The sequence below is a fragment of the Pyxidicoccus trucidator genome, assembly GCF_010894435.1.
Lineage (GTDB): Bacteria > Myxococcota > Myxococcia > Myxococcales > Myxococcaceae > Myxococcus > Myxococcus trucidator.
Window position 1 is genome coordinate 53,914 of sequence record NZ_JAAIXZ010000005.1, and the last position, 19,112, is coordinate 73,025.

At 69.8% G+C, this 19,112-nt stretch carries 11 protein-coding genes; 5 read left to right on the forward strand and 6 right to left on the reverse strand.

Annotation, left to right across the window (positions count from 1 at the left end; translation table 11 throughout):
- Positions 1-468: 468 nt before the first annotated feature.
- The 5 genes from G4D85_RS16120 to G4D85_RS16140 all read right to left on the reverse strand — a co-directional run bounded on the left by G4D85_RS16120 (position 469) and on the right by G4D85_RS16140 (position 9,463).
- Entirely contained in the window at positions 469-960 is a 492-nt protein-coding gene (locus tag G4D85_RS16120; protein WP_164012862.1) for a GFA family protein, read from the reverse strand.
- A 267-nt stretch (positions 961-1,227) separates the two neighbouring features.
- Positions 1,228-5,346 carry an IPT/TIG domain-containing protein gene (locus G4D85_RS16125; RefSeq protein ID WP_164012864.1) on the reverse strand — a complete coding sequence of 1,373 codons (4,119 nt, stop codon included), beginning with the start codon at positions 5,344-5,346 and terminating at the stop codon, positions 1,228-1,230.
- 6 nt (positions 5,347-5,352) lie between these two features.
- Positions 5,353-6,201, reverse strand: a complete 849-nt coding sequence (locus G4D85_RS16130) for a sugar ABC transporter permease (RefSeq protein ID WP_164012866.1) — start codon at positions 6,199-6,201, stop codon at positions 5,353-5,355.
- On the reverse strand, positions 6,198-8,378 hold the full coding sequence (locus G4D85_RS16135) for an extracellular solute-binding protein (RefSeq protein WP_164012868.1): 2,181 nt from the start codon (positions 8,376-8,378) through the stop codon (positions 6,198-6,200). The genes G4D85_RS16130 and G4D85_RS16135 overlap by 4 nt, the downstream gene beginning before the upstream one ends.
- The gene (locus G4D85_RS16140) at positions 8,375-9,463 is read right to left on the reverse strand and encodes an ABC transporter ATP-binding protein (protein WP_164012870.1); all 1,089 of its coding nucleotides are present in this window, start codon (positions 9,461-9,463) and stop codon (positions 8,375-8,377) included. Before G4D85_RS16140 ends, G4D85_RS16135 begins: the two co-directional genes overlap by 4 nt.
- Positions 9,464-9,702: 239 nt before the next feature.
- Here G4D85_RS16140 and G4D85_RS16145 point away from each other — a divergent pair, with 239 nt between their 5' ends.
- The 4 genes from G4D85_RS16145 (at position 9,703) to hemE (ending at position 17,143) form a co-directional block, all read left to right on the forward strand.
- A complete protein-coding gene (locus G4D85_RS16145; RefSeq protein WP_164012872.1) occupies positions 9,703-12,147 on the forward strand; it encodes a glycogen debranching protein in 2,445 nt (814 codons plus the stop codon).
- A 153-nt stretch (positions 12,148-12,300) separates the two neighbouring features.
- A complete protein-coding gene (locus G4D85_RS16150) occupies positions 12,301-13,686 on the forward strand; it encodes a hypothetical protein (protein ID WP_240359312.1) in 1,386 nt (461 codons plus the stop codon).
- Entirely contained in the window at positions 13,677-16,040 is a 2,364-nt protein-coding gene (locus tag G4D85_RS16155; RefSeq protein WP_164012876.1) for an alpha-amylase family glycosyl hydrolase, read from the forward strand. The genes G4D85_RS16150 and G4D85_RS16155 overlap by 10 nt, the downstream gene beginning before the upstream one ends.
- A 56-nt stretch (positions 16,041-16,096) precedes the next feature.
- Positions 16,097-17,143: a uroporphyrinogen decarboxylase gene (gene hemE / locus G4D85_RS16160; protein ID WP_164012878.1), complete on the forward strand. Its 1,047-nt coding sequence runs from the start codon at positions 16,097-16,099 to the stop codon at positions 17,141-17,143.
- Between the two features lie 71 nt (positions 17,144-17,214).
- Here hemE and G4D85_RS16165 read toward each other — a convergent pair whose 3' ends face one another.
- A complete protein-coding gene (locus tag G4D85_RS16165; RefSeq protein WP_205525567.1) occupies positions 17,215-17,574 on the reverse strand; it encodes a hypothetical protein in 360 nt (119 codons plus the stop codon).
- Between the two features lie 180 nt (positions 17,575-17,754).
- On the opposite strand from G4D85_RS16165, the gene G4D85_RS16170 reads away from it, so the two are divergent.
- Positions 17,755-18,993 (forward strand): radical SAM/SPASM domain-containing protein, encoded by a 1,239-nt coding sequence (locus G4D85_RS16170; RefSeq protein ID WP_164012883.1) that lies wholly within the window; start codon positions 17,755-17,757, stop codon positions 18,991-18,993.
- Positions 18,994-19,112: the final 119 nt, after the last annotated feature.

The following is a 19,112-nucleotide window of genomic DNA, read 5'->3' on the forward strand; positions in this document are numbered from 1 at the left end:
CCTGTGCGGTGGGGTACGGAGGAGTCCGTCAGGGCTGGTTCGCGAGACAGGCGGGGTTGCCTCACGGAAGGGCGGCCGCGCACGGCGGAGCCGGACAGGCCCGCGGAGTGGGAGACCTTCCACGCAGGGTGAGCCACGGCGGAATGAGCGTTCCTTCCACTTTCACCCGCCCAGGAGGGCCCCTCCACCTGGGCAAGCGGTGGCGGAATGAGCGTTCCTTCCGCTTCCACCCGGCCGACAGGCAGGGGGCAAGGTGCTCACCGAGACGGGCGAGGGGCCAGGTGTGGGGCCTCGCGGTGCATTCCGGAGTCACGTGCACCCCTGCGGTCGGCGGCACGTCTTCCCGCACGCAAGGTCCTCTCCGTCACGAGGTCCGCTCGCGACAGCGCGCACGCCGACGGCAGCCGCCACGCAGGCCTGCGTCGTGCCGGTCATCCCAGGACTGGCGGGACTCCTCCTCGTCCTGAATCAGTCGACTTCGACGCCGTGGCGCTGGTGCCACTCGGCGATGGACTCCTTGGGGTAGCGCTTGAACTTCTTGTCCTTCTTCGCGGCCTGGACGAGGACCCAGTCCGGCTTGAACTCGAGCATGATGTGCACCTGCTCGGGAGGCACGGGCAGCGGCGTGTCGATGGCGGACGCGAACGGGTGGATGAGGTCCGGCCAGGTCGGGTCATAGAGCCACAGCGCCGAGCCGCACCGGCCGCAGAAGTTCCGCTGTCCCGTGCTCTTGCGCGGCCGCGCGTCCTCGGGGTTCTGGACACGCGCGCGGTACACCTTGAGGTGCTGCTTGCCGCGCACCTTGAGCGAGCGAGCGTCCCCGGACAGGTTGATGGCGTAGCCGCCGCCGCCCTGCGTCTTGCGGCAGATGGAGCAGTAGCAGCGCATGAAGGGCTGCGGATGCTGCGTCTCGACGCTGAAGCGAACACCGCGACAGTGGCAGGAACCTTCGAGCTTCATCCGTCCTCCATGCGCAGGGGTGGACCCGGGACCGCGCGCCCCTGCCCCCTGGCTTGGGGGCTCACATCCAATGATAGGTATACGTGAGCAGCAGCCCAGGCACCCCGGGGCGCTTGCCCGGACGGTCTTCATCTTGACGAACTGGAGTTGAAGCTCGAGCCGAGGGGCTCCAGCGCCTGTTCGGCGCGAGCCACCTGTCGGTCATCACCGCGTCACCGACCGCCCGGGGCCAGGAGCCCCCGGGCGGTCGGTGTCCTGCCGTACTGCTCAGGGGGCGGTGACGGTACCCACGTTCTCACCCGAGAAACCGTCGCCGAACCTGCCGTTGCCGCCGCGGTCGTTCCGGTCGCCGTAGCAGTACGGGCCACCGTTGAGCGAGTAGCGATAGGTGTACGACGTGCCGGCTGGCAACTCCGGCAGGCTGGCCGAGAACTGGTCGTTGCTGCCGTTCTCGTCGCTGAGGTACGGCGCCGCGATCCACGTCCAGCCAGAGACGCCCGGGTCGCTGCTCGTGCTGCCGTAGCCCAGCTCCGCGACGAGGCCCGGAGTCACTCCCGTCTGGTTGGTGAGGCCCTCCTCGTACACCTGGCCATAGACATTCCGGTCGCCACCGGTGGTCGGCATGGAGAACGGCCACTGCAGGTTGCAGTAGTCGATGGCGGAGTGCTTGTTCACGGTCAGCGCATGCTGCTGGCCGGCCGTGTAGCCACCCACGTCGCTGCCATCCTTGTCGCAGTACGTCCACGTGGAGCCGTCGGTGCTGTAGCGCAGGCCCACCGCGCGACCGCCCTCATAGGCCGGGTGGATTGTCGCGGTGAACTCATCCGTGTTCGCCTCATCCGCCGCCTCGTTCGCGTACGTCGCGACCTTCCACGTGAAGCCCGCCGGGTTGGCGGAAGCATCCACGTCGGCGTTGCCCAGGCCCACCTGCACCTGGAGGTTGGCGCCCGGCCCGGCGCCGTCGGTGACGCCGGGGATGCGCACGCGGCCCGTGGCCGTGACGGCGTCCCCGCTGCCCACCGTCGTCCCGTTCACGGTCTGCAGCCGGCAGACAGGCGCGGCCGCGCTCTGCACCGTCAGCGTGCCCACATCGGCCAGGTCGAAGCCGTCATCCGTGCCGTCGGCGTCGCAGTACACGAACGGCCCGCCGCTCAGGCTGACGCGGTAGGCGAACCGGTAGCTGCCCACCGTGCCCGGGTTGGGCAACGTGGCGCGGTACTCGTCGTTGTCACCGTTGCCCGTGTCCGCGCCATACGTCGCCGCCGTCCACTGCCAGGCCGCGTCCGTCTGCGCCACCCCGGTGGGGCCGTAGCCAAGCTCGGCCACGATGTTCGCGCCGGCACCGTTGCCCGCCGTCACGCCCGCCTCGTGCACCTGCACGTGGACGGGCTTGGAGGCCGCCTCGCCCTCCAGGTACGTCTCGCTCGGGGGCGCACCGCCCGCCGGGCCGCCCAGGCGGCACCAGTCCACCGTCGGAGGCACCACTGCGGCCACCGTCAGCAGCGCGCCCTGGGCCGTTTGGTAGCCGTTGGCGCTGCCATCCAGGTCGCAGTAGGCCCAGGCGCCCGTCTGGTAGCGGAAGCGCATCGCCACCGCGTAGGGGCCTTCCATCGCCGGGGCCGTCAGCGCGGTCTCGTAGACGTCCTGCGTGTTGCTGTCCGACTCAGCCGAGTAGTTCGCGGTCGTCCAGCTCCAGCCGGACGCCGTCGCCGGGTCGGAGCTGTTCGGACCGAAGCCCACCTCCGCGGTGAGGCCCGCGCCCGCGCCGCTGGTGGTGTCCGTCACCGTCGTCACCAGCGCCTTGCCGCGCACCACCTGCGTGGTGCCACCCGGCGTCGCGCTCAGCGACGCGGGGCCCAGCAGCTGGCACGTGTCCACGGCCACCGGCCGCACCTCGAGGTTGCCCGCCTGCGCGAGCGTGAAGCCAGCCGCGGCCAGGCCGTCCGCGTCGCAGTAGCGGTAGGCCCCGCCGTTGACGTTGAAGCGGAAGGCGAACTTGTACTGGCCCGCCACGCCCGGGTTGGGCAGCGGGGCCTTCCACTCGTCATTGCTGTTGCCGCCGCCCGACTCGCGGTTGAACGCGGCGCCGGTGGACGTCCACTGCCACGACGCGGCGGTCGGCTCGTCTGTCACCGGCCCGTAGCCCACCTGGCCCTGGATGCCCGTGCCCGCGCCCGTGCCCGGCGTCACGCCATCCATGTACACCTGGGCGTAGATCTCCTTCGCCGCCTGGCCCACGCGGTAGACCTCGTTCGGCGGCGCCTCGGTGGCCTCGCCACCCAGCTTGCACCAGCCGATGGAGATGTCCTGCGGCGCGCTCACGGTGAGCCCACCCAGCTTCGTCGTGTCGAAGCCCGCGGCCCCGACGCTGTTGCCGTCCGCGTCGCAGTACATGAACGCGCCGTCGTTCACCTGGAAGCGGTACGCGAAGCCGTAGCTGCCCACCACGCCCGGGTTGGGCAGGGTGGCCTCGTACTCGTCGTTGTTCTCCCCGATGTCGCCCTTGTACGCAGCCGCCGTCGTCCAGTTCCAGTTCGCGGAGGTGGTCGGATTCTCTCCCAGCGGACCCCAGCCGAGCTGGGCCACGACGTTGGTGCCCGCGCCCGCGCCGGTCGTCACGCTCTGCACGTACACCTGGCCCACCACCTTGCGGTTGGCCTGCGCCGTGGTCGCGTACGTCACCGTCTCCGGCGTGTTGTTCCCATCCGGCCCCAGCTTGCAGTAGCCGATGACCTTGGGGACCACCACCGTGCCGGTGACGTTGAGCGTGCCCAACTGCTCCAGCTCGAAGTCCTGGCCGCCGTCGTCGACGCCGTTGCCGTCACACACGCGCATCGGGCCGCCGTTGGCGGCGAAGCGCACCGCGTAGCGGTACTCACCATTGACGCCGGGGTTGGGCAGCGTGCCCTTCCACTCGTCGTTGACGGTGAAGTTGTCCTTGTTCCACGCCAGCGCCGTGGACCAGTTCCACAGCGGCGAGGTGCGAGGGTCCTCATTCGCGGGGCCCCAGCCGATCTGACCCACCAGGCCCGGGCCGGCGCCCACCTTGTCCGTCACGCCCGCCATGAAGACCTGGGCGAAGACGGTCTTCAGCGTGGTCGTCTGCGTGGTGAGGTAGCTGATGGCCTCCGGGGCCTTCTGGTCCTCGCCAATCTTGCACCAGCCCACCTGCGGCTTCGGCGCCTCGTTGCCCACGGTGAGGGTGCCCAGCTTGCCCACGTTGAAGGTCAGGGGGCCCTCGGTGCTGTCGTTGACGCCGTCCGCGTCGCACACGCGCCAGGCGTTCTCGCTGATGCTGAAGCGGAAGGCGACGCGCCAGGTGCCCTCGGTGCCCGGGTTGGGCAGGTCGGCCTCCCACTCGTCGTTGTTGCCGTGCTCCGCCTTGTACGTGGCGTTGACCCACGTCCACGCCGCGGAGTCGCGCGGGTCCGAGTCCGCCGGGCCGTAGCCCAGCTGCGCCACCAGCCCCGAGCCCGCTCCGGCGCCCTGGGTGATGCCCGCCGCGTACACCTGGCCCGCCACCTTGATGAGCGTCGTGTCCGCCGGCCGGTAGAAGAGCTCCGGGTTGGCGCCACTCCCATCCGGGCCCAGCTTGCAGTAGTCCACGCGAGGCCGGGCGATGAACACCCGCCGCATCATCGCCGCAGCGACGCCGTTGGCGATGCCATCGCCGTCCGCCATCACCCACGTCGCCCCGCCGTCGATGGAGAAGCGGATGGTGACGACCCACTCGCGATTCTCACCACCAATCGGCGGCTGGAGCAGCACGTTGCCCTTGTAGACATCCGCCTCGCCGCTGTCCGAGTCCATCTCGTAGGTGGCCGCCTCCCAGGTGTAGCTCGCCGGGTTGAGCAGCTCCGCGTCGCCCGGGGCGAAGCCCACCTGCGCCCGGACGCCACCTCCCTGGCCCACGCCGCGGGTGAGGCCCGCCACGGTGATGGCGCCCCTCACGGTGATGCCCACCGGCTGCCCGCCGCTCACCGCGTCGGTGTTGCCGTTGAGCACCTCGGCCTGGGCGATGTTGGGCGCTGGCGGGCCTTCGTAGGTGAAGCCATTCACCAGCACGCCGTACCCGCCGTCCGGGTTCACCACCCGCACGTGCACCTGCGCGGATGTGGCCGTCGGCGTGTAGCCGTAGATGCGGAACGTGTTGACCACCACCGTCCGCTGGACTTCCAAATCCCCCAGGAAGACCTTCGCGCCGTCCTGGAAGCCGGAGCCATAGACGTTGATGAGCGTGTTGCCCGCGATGGGGCCCCCCGTGGGCTGGATTTCCCTCACGGTGGGCGGGGTGGGCTCGGGCGGGCGACCCTCGTCGGAGTCACCACACGCGACGGCGAGCAACGGCAATACGAGCAGCAGGGTCCGGAGACAACGAGACGACATCGGCCATCACCCCTTGACGCCGCCAGCGGTGAGACCGCCGACGAGGTGCTTCTGGAGAGCGAAGAACAAAGCCATGACCGGCGCTGAAATCACGAGCGCGCCGGCGGCGAACTTGCCCCACTCCACCTTGTACTCGCCCACGTACCGCTGGAGGGCGACGGGCAGGGTGAAGCGGGTCGGGTCATTGAGCAGCGTGGCGGCGAGGATGAACTCATTCCACGCCGTCATGAAGGAAAACAGCGCCGTCACGGCCAGCGCGGGGCGGGCCAGCGGCAGCACCACCCGGATGAACACCTGGGTGGGCGAGGCTCCGTCCATCACCGCCGCTTCCTCCAGCTCGCGCGGCAGCGTGTCGAAGTAGCCCTTCAGGTTCCAGATGCAGAAGGGCAGGGCGGTGGTGGCGTACACCAGGACGAGCCCGGTGAGGCTGTCCAGCAGGTGCAGCTTCTGGAGGATGCTGTAGATGGGCACCAGCATCAGCGTCGCCGGGAACATCTGCGTAATCAGCAGCGTCTGCATCCCGCCTTCCTTGCCGGGGAAGCGGAAGCGGGACAGCGCGTACGCCGCGGACACCGCCAGCGCCAGGCCCACCACCGTGGTGGCGCCGGACACGACGAGGCTCGCCAGCAGCTGCCGGCCGAACAGCCAGCGCCCGGCGCTGTCCGTGCCCAGGACCACCTCGCGGAAGTGCTCCAGGGTGATGGCCTCCGGGAACGGGTTGACGGTGAGCGTCAGGCTGTCGGTGGGCGACAGCGCCATCTTCACCACCCACAGCACCGGGTAGAGCGTGGCCATGCACAGCAGCATCAGCCCGGCGTGGATGGCGGCCATCTTCAGCTTCGACGGGCGGTTCATCCCATCACCTCCGACGACGCGCGCATCAGCCGCTTGGTGAAGCTGGACCACGCCAGCAGCACCACGAAGATGAGGACCGAGTAGGCCGCGGCGAAGCCGTACTGCTGGTTGCGCTGGAAGGCCCAGCGGAAGGCCTCGGACACCAGGATGTCCGTGCCACCGCCCGGCTCACCGCCGGACACCAGGTAGATGATGTTGAACATGTTGAACGTCCACACGCTGCCCAGGATGACGGCGGGCAGCATGGCGGGCCGGAGCAGCGGCAGGGTGATGCGCCGGAACTGCGTCCACTTGCTCGCGCCGTCCACCTCCGCCGCCTCGTACAGTTCCTGGGGGATGGACTGGAGCGCGCCCAGCGCCACCACCATCATGAAGGGGAAGCCCAGCCAGGTGTTGGTGGCCACGTTGGCCGCGAAGGCGGTGGAGAATTTGGTGAACCAGCTCACCGGCTCCAGCCCCAGCGCCACCAGCAGGCCGTTGATGGCGCCGAACTGCCGGTGGAACATGCCCTTCCACATCAGCGCGGTGATGTAGTTGGGCACCGCCCACGGAATGATGAGCAGCACCCGGTAGAAGCCGCGCAGCTTCAGCAGCGGGTCCTTGAGCAGCATCGCCAGGAACAGGCCGATGCTCACGTGGAGCACCACGTTGACCAGCGCCCACACCAGCGTCACCGCCAGCGTGAAGTAGAAGGACAGCGGCTCGGTGATGCGGTAGCCGCGGCTGGCCAGGATGTCGATGAAGTTGGCCAGGCCCACGAACGAGTACTCGCCCGGCTCGTAGTGGAAGAGCGACAGGCTCAAGCCAATCACGAAGGGGACGAACACCAGCACCAGGATGCCGGCCGTCGCGGGCGCCAGGTACGCCGCCGCCTGTGCCACGTCGGGGTAGCGCCGCTTGAAGGGCAGCGTCGGCGCGGGCCGGCGCATCACCCACACCGTGCCGCCCAGCGCCATGGCGCCCACCAGCCCCAGCCAGGGCAGGGGGCTCGCGTCGGGGGGGCGCTCGCGGTGCAGCGCGCGGTAGCGGCGGTCCGCCAGCGCGCCCGCGTCCTGGGGCTCGGTGCCGCCCTGGAGCACCGCGCGCAGCGCCAGCTTCATGGGCTCCCACACCTTGAGCATCTCCACCGTGTTGGGCATGGGCGTGGCGTTGCGCGCCGCCTCGCGGAAGGAGGAGATGAGCACGTCCTCCTTCACCGCCTGCAGCTCGTACGCGGCCACGTCCGCCGGAATCTGCCGGCCCACCGTGGTGCGCACCAGCGACGCCTCGCCCAGGGACAGGAAGCGCGCCAGCGCCTGCGCCTGCTCCTTGCGCTGCGACTGCGCGGAGACGAACGCCGCCTCCACGCCCAGGAAGGGGCGCATGGGGATGCCCGTCTCGCTCACCACGGGCAGCGCCACCACGCGGTAGTCCACGGAGGGCGCCACCTCGCCCGCGAACCAGGGGCCGCTGATGACCATGGCGGCGCGGCCGTCATTGAAGAGGCTCTTCACCAGCGCCCCGGACACCTCCTGGGGCATGAAGCGGTCGTCCTGGAGCTTCTTCACGAAGGCCAGCGACTTCGCCATGCCCTCCGTGTCGAAGGTCGCCCGGCCGGCCGCATTGAACAGCTCGCCCCCGAAGCCGAAGAGGAAGGGGGCGTGGAAGTAGAAGTCGCCGCTCTCGTAGGCGAAGCCGAAGCGGCCCGCGTCCGCGTCCGTCAGGGCCGGCAGCATCGCCAGCAGGTCCGCCGTGGTGGCCGGCGGGTTCGGCACCAGCTTCGTGTTGACGTAGAGCGCCAGGGACTTCAGCGACATGGGATAGCCGTACACCTGGCCATCCACCTCCAGCGCCTCCACGGCATTGGCGAAGTAGTCGCCGCGCGCGAGCGTGGTGGCGGGCGCCAGCAGGTGCTGCGCGTGGAAGTTGCGCAGCCGCTCGTGGTTGAAGATGAAGACGTCCGGGCCCGCCCCGTGCGGAATCGCGTTGGTCAGCTTGGCCCCGTAGGCGTCATACGGCACCGCGAGCAACTCCACCTTCACGCCCGTCTTCGCGGTGAACTGCTCGGAGACCTGGAGCAGCGCCGTCTCCTCGCCGCCCCGGTACGCGTGCCACAGCTTCAGCGGCGCGGACTCGTCGCCAGCCGCCTGCGCGCTCCACGCCGTGGCGAGGAGCGCCAGCGCCAGCAGCCCTCTCACGACGCGACCTCCAGCGAGTCGCGGTCCGCCGGGTGACGCAGCGCGCGCGCCCCGTCCTCGGAGAAGACGTGCAGCGCGTCCGCCACCGGCGCCAGGGACACCTTGTCCCCCACCGCCACGTTCGTACCCTTCTCGAAGCGCGCCGCCACCGGGCCCGCCTCCGTGCTGAGGAAGGCGTACCCGTCGAAGCCCAGCCGCTCCACCGCGTCCACCGTGCCCGCCAGCGGGCCCTGGGCCGCCACGCGCAAATCCTGGGGACGCAGGCCCACCAGCACCTTCCCCGCGTCCGCCGGCACGTCCACCGGGCAGGGCAGGGTGAAGCCCCGGCCCGTGAAGCCGGAGCCCTCGCGCCGCGCCTCCAGGAAGTTCATCGCCGGAGAGCCCAGGAAGCCCGCCACGAAGCGGTTCGCCGGGCGGTTGTAGAGCTCCAGCGGCGGCCCCACCTGCTGGAGGACGCCTCCATTGAAGACGGCCACGCGAGTGGCCAGCGTCATCGCCTCCACCTGGTCGTGGGTGACGTAGATCATCGTCGCGCTCAGCCGGCGGTGCAGCCGCGCCAGCTCGCCGCGCATCTGCACGCGCAGGGCGGTGTCCAGGTTGGACAGGGGCTCGTCGAAGAGGAACACCTTGGGCCGCCGGACGATGGCGCGCCCCATGGCCACGCGCTGCCGCTGGCCGCCCGACAGCGCCTTGGGCTTGCGCTCCAGCAGGTGACTCAATTCCAACATCCCCGCGACTTCCTGCACCCGCGAGGCAATCTCCGCCTCGGGGAACTTCCGCAGCGTCAGGCCGAAGGCCAGGTTCTCCCGCACCGTCATATGCGGGTAGAGCGCGTACGACTGGAACACCATCGCCACGTCGCGATCACGCGGGGGGACCTCGTTCACCCGCGTGCCGCCAATCTTCACTTCACCCGAGTCCACCTGCTCCAGCCCCGCGATGAGGCGCAGCAGGGTGGTCTTTCCGCAGCCGGAAGGGCCCACCATGACGAGGAATTCGCCTTCCCGCACCTGAAGGTCCACGCCCTTCACGATGAGGTTCTGGCCAAACGACTTCTTGATCCCGCTCAGGACGACTTCGGACAAGACGCGCTCGGAAATTTTGTGGGGAGAACGGCGGCGAACCTTACCCTCCCGACGGCATTTTCCCCAAACCTCCAGGGTCGGCCGCAATGCGTCATGCTTACGGCACCCATCCAGGCAAGGATGCGGGCCGTAAGGGCTTCCAGGGGGCTGCCTTGTCAGCCCCGGAAGCGCCTTGTTATGGAAGCGTGGTTCGTTCCCGGGCCGAGGTACGTCCGGATCGTCGAGGGCAGCCTACCCGTATGAGCACTCCCCGTATGACCCGCCTGATGGGCGCGGCCCTGGCCAGCGCCCTGTTCGCCTTCGGCTGTAGTGAGAGCGACTATGTCCGGCTCTACCACAGCGAGGCCCGGGCCCCGAGCTACTCGGTCGAGGACGTGGAGTCCCTGAAGCACATGGGCCCCACCTTCGTGGACCGGGGCGTCAACTTCGCCCTCTACTCGGAGAACGCCACCCGGCTGGAGCTGCTGCTCTTCGACGACCCCGAGGTCAACCGCCCCACGCGCACGTATACGATGACGCGCTATGGGGACGTGTGGAGCGTCTACGTCGAGGGCGTGGGCCTGGGCCAGCACTACGGCTTCCGCGCCTGGGGTCCCAACTGGGAGTACGACTCCAGGTGGTTCCCCGGCGCCATCCACGGCTTCAAGTCGGACGTGGACGTCTACGGCAACCGCTTCAACCCCAACAAGCTGCTGACGGACCCGTACTCCAAGGCGCTCCACCGCGATCACGACTGGGGCAAGGGCAGCACCGCCAGTGGACCGGCCCGCACGGAGGTGACGTACGCGGCCTCGGCCAAGAGCGTCATCGTCCAGAGCGACTACCAGTGGGGCGAGGCGGAGGGGCAGTGGCGGGAGAACCGCCAGAACGAGCACTGGCAGGGCCACTCCTGGAACGACCTCATCGTCTACGAGGTCCACGCCAAGGGCTTCACCGCGGACCCCGCCAGCGGCGTGCGCTTCCCGGGCACCTACCGGGGCCTGGGTGAGAAGGCGGACTACTTCAAGGACCTGGGCATCACCGCCGTGGAGCTCTTGCCCATCCACGAGAAGCCGCTGGACGGCGGGTACTGGGGCTACCAGACCATCAACTTCTTCGCCCCCGAGGTGTCCTACGCGGCCATGAAGCGGCCGCACGAGGTCATCGACGAGTTCAAGTGGATGGTGGAGGAGCTGCACAAGCGCGACATCGAGGTCATCGTCGACGTGGTCTACAACCACACCGGCGAGGGTGGCCTGTGGCGCGAGAAGCTGGAGACGGACGACGTCCTGCCCGGTGAGCCGCTGGAGTCGCTGGACCCCACGGAGACGGCGGGCCTCTACTCGTTCCGCGGCATCGACAACCAGGCGTACTACGCGCTCAACCCGGACCGCCGCACGTACTGGAACAACACCGGCGTGGGCAACCAGACGCGGCCCAACCACCGGCCCATGCGCAAGCTCACCATCGACAGCCTCCGCTTCTACGTGGAGGAGCTGCACGTGGACGGCTTCCGCTTCGACCTGGCGCCCATCCTTGGCGAGCGTGACGGCGACTACAACCGCTGGGACGACCCGCGCAACACGGTGCTCCAGGAGATTGTCGACGACCCCGTCCTCCAGAAGTACAACACCCGCATCATCGCCGAGCCTTGGAGCGCGGGCGGCTGGTACTGCCTGCCCATGGGCGAGTTCCCCAACTCCCTCACCCAGCCGGGCGCCGGCTGGTACGAGTGGAACGGCCGCTTCCGTGACTGGTGGCGCAACTTCATCAACCGGGACGACTGGAAGCTCAACTCCAACGACGGCTCGCTGTGTGGCCGCCCCGGCTCGTCCGACGGCGCCTTCCTGATGTACGGCAGCAAGGAGTGGTACGAGCGCAACGGCCGCCGTCCCTACCACTCGATGAACTTCATCACCGTGCACGACGGCTTCACCATGTACGACTTGTTCGCGTACGAGGAGAAGCAGAACCGCTGCGGCCCGCTCAACCCGGTGTGCTGCGACACGCCCAACAGCCCCTTCTGCGACAAGGTGAGCGGCGAGGACCACAACCGCTCGCGCAACTGGGGCGCGGTGGGAGACGCTCGCGGCGAGAGCATGCGCCGGCAGATGATGCGCAACGCCTTCATGTCGATGATGGTCAGCCACGGCACGCCCATGATTCTGGGCGGCGACGAGTGGATGCGCACGCAGCTGGGCAACAACAACGCCTACTCCACCCGCGCGGACAACCCCTTCAACTGGTACCAGTGGGGGGCGTACCTGGCGCGTGACGAGCGGCACCGGATGTACGAGTTCGTCAAGGCCGCCATCCGCCTGCGCAAGGAGCACTCCTACGCCTTCGCTCCGTCGGACTACGGCAAGGGCGCGCCGCTGGCCTGGAAGAGCGCCGAGAACACCGAGGCCGTCTGGGACAGCAAGCAGCTGATGATCCACTACTACGACGAGTCCTTCGGGCCGGAGCTGGTGGTGCTCATCAACATGGAGCCCCGCGCGGTGGAGTTCACCCTGCCCCAGGTGGAGGGCCGCCAGTGGAAGCGGCTCATCGACACGCAGGCCTACTTCGACAGCCCCGAGTACCTCACCGCCACGGGCCTGGGCGCCCGCGTCACGGGCAACTCCTGGCTGGACGCGCCGTCGCCGGTGACGGGCACGACGTACGGCGTCCCGGAACGGGCCATCGTCGTCCTGCGCGCGGAGTAGGGCAGGCAGCCGGAGGTGCGCTATAAGCGGGGCTCGCCCATGCGAGTCCCGCCCGCGCGCCTCGGCGCATTCCTGCTGCTTCTCCTCAGCCCGCTCCTGGCCCTGGCCGATGCTCCTCGAGATCGCTTCGGGGCCGCGGGTTACTTCCGAATCATGACCCGCCCGGACCTCTCGGGTGGCTCCGGCCAGCTGGGCTACTACTGGCTCTATGGCCGGCTCCTCAACGAGAGCCCCTACGGAGAGCTCAACCTCCGGCTGGACGTGCTCCAGGCCACGCCGGGCTCGAACGACGTCTGGGCCGAGGTGCACACGCGCATCTCCGGCACCTCGTTCCGCTCGGCGGACCCGGGGAACGGCTCCTTCACCAACTTCCGCGCCGACTACCTCTTCGTGCGCACCGGCAACATCCTGCTGGACCGCGTGACGTGGCAGGTGGGCACGCTCGAGAGCCGCTGGAACGACCTGCACATCTACGACCAGCGGCCCGGCACGCTGCTCTACAACACGGTGGGCCTGTCCGGCACGTACACGGGAGACCGCTACGACGTGCTGGTGGGCGTGGGTGACAGCGGCTACTCGCTGCGACCGCAGAACTACAACACGGTGCTCACCGGCGCCGCGCACTTCCGCTACCAGCTGATTCCGGGCCAGCTCGAGACGGGCATCCGCGCGCAGGTGGGCTACGAGCCGTCCGTGCGCGGCAACCGCAACGCGCTCTACGCGTCGCCCGGCATCAACTACGAGGACTTCGTCCGGCGCGAGGTGGTGCAGCGCTACTTCGAGGCCAACCCCGGCCAGGAAGAGCTGGTGCCCGACCTCCAGCCGCGCAGCGCGCTGTCCTATATGGTCGCCGGCTACCTGGGCTTCGGCAACGTGGGGCCGCTGGCGTGGAACAACTTCTACCTCACCTTCGAGCGCAAGCACCCGGACCAGTCGTACCAGGAGAACTTCCGGGGCCGGCCCTGGACTGTCTACAGCGCGGACCAGACGGACGAGCGCTACGAGGCGAACCTCGGCAACGAGGCGTATCTCAAAATCATCCCTGACAAGCTGGAGGCGCTCTGGGGCGTCTGGGTGGGCTACGCGTTCAACGAAGACAACGCCATCAAGCCGGGTGAGGACGACCGGTTCATCGCCTCCACGGTGCTGCGCCTCCAGTACTTCGTCACCGACCGGGTCCACCTGCTGGCGGAGACGAGCATCGCGCGTGAGAAGAGCAACAACGGCAACAGCTACCGCAACCACGTGGACTCGGTGTTCACCAACACGGACGGCTTGCCGGACGCGCGCGGGCTGGAGTTCGGTGACAGCGACACGCGCAACACGTGGCAGGGCAAGGTGGGCGTGGTGCTCCAGCCCACGGGCCGCGGCATCTACACGCGCCCCAGCCTCCGGCTGCTCTACGGCATCCAGTACTCCTCGCAGCACGCGGCGTTCGGCAACTCCTTCGTGGAGAGCCTGGACCAGTACAACGTCTACATCGGCCCCGAGCGCCACTGGCACTCGGTGGTCGCCATCGAGGCCGAAGGATGGTTCTGAGACAGCGGTGGGCCTGGGCCCTCTTCCTCGCGCTGGGCGCGGCGGGATGCCTGCAGCGCTCCGCCCCGCCCGTGGTGGCGCCCAACGGCACGGTGGTGGCGGTGGCCTACGTGCGCGACGAGGCGCAGCAGCGCGGCGTCGTGGCGGACGTGCCGGAGGCGGTGAAGCAGGCCGTGACGGAGGTGCTGGCGAAGCGCAACCTCCAGGTGCAGGTGGTGCCGTATGCGCAGTACTCGGCCGAGTTCGCCAAGGTGACGGACTCGCAGCGCCGCTTCGCGATGCTGACGGCCCTGGCCCCGCAGGCGCAGCTGTACCTGCTGGTGGAGACACGGGCCTCCCGGTTCGGCGAGGTGAACGGGCGCTTCTCCTGGGAGGTCTATGCCCGGACGACGGCGGGGCGCGCCGGCTCCCAGCTGGAGCCCAGCACCACCAACCAGGACTACGGCATCGCGCTCCAGTTCTCCCACCTGGGGGCGAATGACGCGCAGGTGGAGGTGGGGCGGCAGATTGCCGGCCAGGCGGCGGGCCTCTTCGACTCGTTCCTCGCCTCGCCGCTGGTGGCGCCGGCTCCGGAGACGGACGGCGGCCCGGTGGTGGTGCCTGGCCTGGACGCGCCGGCCGGTGGGCAGCAGCCGAGCCCTCCGAGCGGCGCGGGGGGCCTGGACGGCGGCGCGGTGTGGGTGCCGCCCGCGGGAGACGCCATCTACTTCGTGATGGTGGACCGCTTCGCCAATGGCGACCCGCGCAATGACGGGAAGGTGGACCTGAAGGATGCGCAGGCGTTCCACGGGGGCGACCTGCAGGGAGTCATCTCTCGACTGGACGGGCTGCGGGCGCTCGGTGTTCGCACGGTGTGGCTTTCACCCGTCTTCCAGATGCGGACGGAGAAGTTCTACGGGTACGGCGCCTTCCACGGTTACTGGGTAGAGGACTTCGGCCGGGTGGAGCCGCGCTTCGGTGACGAGGCGCTGCTGGCGCGGCTGTCCGAGGAGCTGCGCCGCCGGGACATGCGGCTGGTGCTGGACGTGGTGCTCAACCACGTGGGCCCGGAGACGCGGCTGGTGCGCGAGAAGCCGCGGTGGTTCCACGGCCAGGGCCCCATCGACAACTGGAGCGACGCGCGCGAGCTGACGATGCGCGACGTGCACGGGCTGCCGGACCTGGCGGTGGAGCAGGAGGAGGTGTACCAGCACCTGCTGGGGCACTCGCGCCGCTGGGTGGACGCGGTGAAGCCCGCGGGCTACCGGCTGGACGCGGTGAAGCACATGCCGCTGGAGTTCTGGGCCCGCTACAACGATGACTTGCGGGCCCACGCGGGGAAGGACTTCCTGCTGCTGGGGGAGATGCTGGACGGGGACCCGGTGCTGCTGGCGAGCACCATGGCGGAGGGCCGCTTCGGGACGATGTTCGACTTCCCGCTGGCCTTCGCGCTGGTGGACGTCTTCTGCCGGGGCCGGTCGCCCGCGCACCTGGGGGCCATCCTCTTCAATGACAGGCTCTACCCGGCTCCGGGCTCGCTGGTGACGCTGGTGGACAACCACGACCTGCCGAGGGTGATGAGCGAGTGCGGCGGGGACGTGGAGCGGGTGCAGCGCGCGCTGGCGGTGCAGCTCACCGCGCGCGGGGTGCCCTCGCTCACCTACGGCACCGAGGAGGGGCTGTCGGGGAAGAAGGAGCCGGAGAACCGCGGGGACATGCGCTTCACGCCGGACCACCCGCTGCGCGCGTGGATTACCCGGCTGCTGGAGCTGCGGCGGGGCAGTGAGGCCCTCCAGGGTGGCGAGACGCTCGTGCTCGCCGCCCGGGAGGACCTCTTTGCCTACGCCCGCGTCACGCCGGACGAGGCCGTGGTCATCGCCGTCAACTCGGGGAAGGCGCCCGTGGACGTGGCGCTTCCTGATGGGCTGGTGGGCTCGCGCCTCTCCGAGATGCTCACGGGGGTCGAAATTCCGGGCGCGGGGCGGCACTCCTCCGTCATCGTGCACCCCGGCCAGGTGTCGCTGCTGCGGCTGAAGCCGAGCGCGGCCGGTGGCTTTGGCGCGCTGACGAAGCAGGCCGGGGCGCGCTGGCGGGGGCAGGGCGAGCGGCGCACGGTGGAGCTGACGGTGGACGACGCGTCGGCGCGGCTGGTGGGTAGCGGGCCGGAGCTGGGCGGCTGGAAGCCCGAGCGCTCGCTGCGTCCGGAATCGGGCGGATTCAAGCTGTCGCTGCCCGTGGGCGCCGTCTTCGAGTACAAGCTCGTGCGCGATGGCACCCCGGGGAAGTTCGACTGGGAGGGCGGCGACAACCGCCTGCTGTTCGTGCCTGAAGGCCGCGAGCCCCTGCGCCTGAAGCTGGCGTGGGGAAAGCGCTGACGCACATCCTCCACCTGCCCCCTCGTCCCGAGCGGGGCTGAACTTGAGGGCCTGAAGTGAACGACCGACTCCTCCGCGCGGCGCGCCGCCAGCCCACCGATACGACGCCCGTGTGGCTGATGCGCCAGGCCGGCCGCTACCTGCCCGAGTACCGGGCCATCCGCGGCAACATCGCCTTCCTGGACCTGTGCAAGCACCCGGACCTCGCGGCCGAGGTGACGGTGCAGCCGGTGACGCGCCTGGGCGTGGACGCGGCCATCATCTTCTCGGACATCCTCATCCCGGTGGAGGCGATGGGGATTGTGCTGGAGCTGGGCGACAAGGGGCCGCACTTCCCCAACCCGGTGCGCACCGCGGCGGACATCGACAAGCTGGGCGTGCCGGACCCGGTGGAGGGCACGGGCTTCGTGGCCGAGGCCATCCGCCGCACGCGCAAGGCGCTGAACGACTCGGTGCCCGTCATCGGCTTCGCGGGCGCGCCCTTCACGCTGGCCGCGTACATGGTGGAGGGTGGGGGCTCGAAGAGCTACATCCTCATCAAGCGGCTGATGTTCGAGCAGCCGGAGCTGGCGCACCGCCTCTTCGGCAAGCTCACGGACACGCTGATTCCGTACCTGAAGATGCAGGTGGAGGCGGGCGCGAGCATCGTCCAGATTTTCGACTCGTGGGGCGGCGAGCTGTCGCCGTGGGACTACGAGCGCTTCTGCATGCCCTACCTGAAGCGGATGGTGTCCGAGCTGAAGGCGACGGGCGTGCCGGTCATCGTGTTCGGCGTGGGCATGTCCACGCATCTGCCGCTCCTGAAGAGCACGGGCGCGGACGTGGTGGGGCTGGACTGGACGATGCCCATGGACGAGGGCCGGCGCGTGCTGGGCCCGGACGTGGCGGTGCAGGGCAACCTGGACCCGCTGCACCTGTTCCTCCCGCGCGAGGAGCTGGACGGGCGCGTGAAGGACATCCTCCAGCGCGCCGGGCCGGTGGGGCACATCTTCAACCTGGGCCACGGCATCCTCCCGCCCACGGACCCCGACTCGGCGAAGTTCCTCGTGGACGCCGTGCACAAGCATGGCGTGGCGCTCCGGCAGGGGACGCTGGGCAAGTAGGGGCCTGGCTGGGTCGAGGCTCAGCTGCCCGGGTCGGCATCGTTCACGGTGCCGGCCTCAGCTCGAGCGGCTCAGCCTTTCGAGCCGGCATCGCCCAGGGTGCCGGCATCCCCTGTGGTGCCAGCGTCCAGGCGAATGCAGCTCGCACCGCCGCCGTCCGTGAGTCCCGCATCCGCGCCGGCATCCGTCAGGTCGCAGTTCGGGGGGAACTCGTGGCAGTCCCACGTGCCGTCCTCGCACGGGGGCATTCCGTAGCAGGCCATCAACGTGAGGGCCGTCGCGCTCGCACCCGCGAGCGTCCACAGCGAGGCCACCCAGGACGGCGCGAGGCGCGCGCGCCCACCGTCGAGCGGGTGGCGACAGTGCAGGCACGCGGTGACGGAGGGCGGGTTGAAACCCTGGCAGGACGGGCAGCCGGACAGCTCGGGCACGGAGGACATCCTTGTCGGAGTGGGACGTGAAGCCGGGGGCGACTTTGCAGGGCTCGTGCCGGAGATAAGCGCCGGAAGTCCCGAGCGCTGGCCCGGGCTCATCGTACCGCTACCTCGTTCGGTCCTGACATTGGTGTCACGAGTGTGGGAGGCGGGGCACGTCCGGTACGCTCCGCGTGCATGGTGAACCGGCGCATCGACGTGGGCCCCACGGACTACCACCCCGCCTACGTGGTGTGGGAGCTGACGCTCGCGTGCGACCAGCCCTGCACGCACTGCGGCTCACGGGCCGGTACGGCGCGCGCGGGAGAGCTGGGGACGGAGGAGGCGCTCGGGGTGGTGGCCCAGCTCGCGGCGATGCGTGCGCGGGAGGTGGTGCTCATCGGCGGGGAGGCGTACCTGCACCCGGGGTTCCTCGTCATCATCCAGGCACTGAAGGCCGCCGGCATCCGGCCGGGCCTGACGACGGGCGGGCGTCGCATCACCGCGGAGCTGGCCGGGGAGATGGCGCGCGCGGGGCTGTACGCGGCCTCGGTGAGCATCGACGGGCTGGAGCCCACGCACGACATCATGCGCGCGGCCCGGGGCAGCTTCGCCTCCGCCACCGCGGCCCTGGGGCACCTGAAGGCCGCCGGAGTGCGCACCGCCGCCAACACCAACCTCAACCGGCTCAACCAGGGCGACCTGGAGGGCCTCTATGCGCACCTGAAGGCGCAGGGCATCGGCGCGTGGCAGGTGCAGATCACCGCGCCGCTCGGGCGCGCGGCGGACCGCCCGGACCTGCTGTTGCAGCCGTGGGACCTGGTGGAGTTGATGCCGCGCATTGCGCGGTTGAAGGAGCGGGCGAGGGAGGACCGCATCACGGTGATGCCGGGGAACAACCTGGGCTACTTCGGGCCGGAGGAGGCGCTGCTGCGCTCCGTGCACGCGGGAGGGCGGGACCACTGGCGGGGCTGTCAGGCGGGCCGGTATGTGCTGGGCATCGAGTCGAATGGCGCGGTGAAGGGGTGCCCCTCCCTCCAGACGGCGCACTACGTGGGGGGAAACCTGCGCGAGCAGCCGCTGGAGCGCATCTGGAATGACACGCCCCAGCTCGCCTTCACGCGGACGCGGACGGTGGAGGACTTGTGGGGCTTCTGCCGCACGTGCCCGTTTGCCGAGACCTGCATGGCCGGGTGCAGCTTCACGGCGCATGCGCTGTTCGGCCGGCCGGGGAACAACCCGTACTGTCACTACCGCGCGAAGACGCGCGCGGCGGAAGGGAAGCGGGAGCGGCTCGTGCCGAAGGCGCCAGCGCCGGGCCGTCCGTTCGACCACGGCCTGTATGAAATCGTCGAGGAGCCCTTCGATGCGCCGGACCCCAGGCCCGAGCTCCAGCGCGAGTACGTGAAGACGAAGCGCTGGCCGAAGCCCGCTTGAGGCACGGCCTCGTTCAACCCATGTCAGACCCGCCGGGTAGGTAGGACCTGCGCGGGCAACCTGCCCGTGGCGGAGGGGCGGGATGGACGAGGCGGGGCGGGCGGCGGTGTACCGCGAGC